This window comes from Vibrio sp. 10N.222.49.C9 (genome assembly GCF_041474985.1).
Taxonomy (GTDB): Bacteria; Pseudomonadota; Gammaproteobacteria; order Enterobacterales; family Vibrionaceae; genus Vibrio; species Vibrio crassostreae_C.
The window spans coordinates 1-1,254 of record NZ_JBFRVD010000139.1; the positions used below are offsets into that span (position 1 = coordinate 1).

Here is a 1,254-nt window from a genome sequence, read left to right on the forward strand (position 1 = left end):
TTAAGATCCTGTCTATGAGTCACTACTAAATTATCTATATTTATCAATATTTCAGCACATGACAATCAATATCATTTTATACCATCCGCATTGGCCGTATTCCTCTCGCGCACGCGAGAGCTCAATCTAGAGATTACTAAGTGTGATTATTGTCACGTATTTGGCAATAACTTGAGACGCTATCAGTTAAAGAAAAATGAAGTTTTAGTCAATGTTGAAAGCTTTAAGAGCTGAGTGCTGAGCTTGCTTAAAGTCAATTATTTGCTCTGATTTAGGTAGATTGATATCGTATGCCAATTTCAAAAATCCCTTTAAAAACAATGATTTAAAGTGTTGACGAGGTGCTATGTGAACGTTATTGTAAATGGCAACAGGTGATAGTCGCTTGTGAAGAATGGAGAAATAAAATGTTAAAGATACTTAATTTAAAGAAAAAAAATCGTGTCTGGTTCGCCGCTGAAGTAGAAGGGCGTAAGTGTAAGTTGAAAATTGATAATTTATCGAAAGAGTTGGAACTTGGTGAGCATATGCTTGATGTTGAGGACATATCGACAGAAAGTCAGTGGGGCAAAGAGTTAAAGTTTTGTTTAACTGGAAAGACGGGGATAGCAGAAGCGAGCGACTTCATCCATGTATCAACACCCTTTAATCGTTATTTTATCGAACAGTGTCATCAACTAGGTGGCGTTTGGGATAAAAAAGCGAAGCATTGGGCTTTTAATGATTTAGTTGAATCAGAGGTCGAGGAACTTGAGTTCTGTTTCAATTCAACGTTGATATCTATTGAAGTGAGTTTACCTAGTAATCTAGAAGCCAAATGTGAAGGTATCTATTGCCTCGGGTATTCAGTCGCTTTTGCACAGAATCGAGATTCAGGCGCTAAAATAACCAGAGATGTATTTGTAGTTAAAGGTGGATTTAGTAGCGGAGGCAGTGCGAAACACTGGGTTACCACTGGGGGAAAAGGCACTGTCTTTAGAATGAAGGTTCCTATTGAGGTGTTCAAAAAGTACTCCAGTGCAGAGACCCACTACGAGTTTAAGCGCTTGGACAAAGAAGCGGAAAGCAGTGAAGAGGCGCACTATGGATAACTCAATGAAAGCAATGCTTGTTGAGCGTGCAAAAGCTAGGCGTTTGTACAGGCTAGATCCCGAATCAGATTGGAACGAAATTGTACAACTGGTTGAAAATCAGCCGAGGCTCAGACATTTTGTTTATTGTTTGTATACTGGACAGGCGTTGTTGCCTAAATTA

The 1,254-nt window shown here is 39.0% G+C and carries 1 protein-coding gene; it reads left to right on the top strand.

Going from position 1 to position 1,254, the window contains the following annotated elements; translation table 11 throughout:
- Positions 1-407: 407 nt before the first annotated feature.
- Positions 408-1,091 (top strand): hypothetical protein, encoded by a 684-nt coding sequence (locus AB4585_RS22365; RefSeq protein WP_372171008.1) that lies wholly within the window; start codon positions 408-410, stop codon positions 1,089-1,091.
- Positions 1,092-1,254 lie beyond the last annotated feature (163 nt).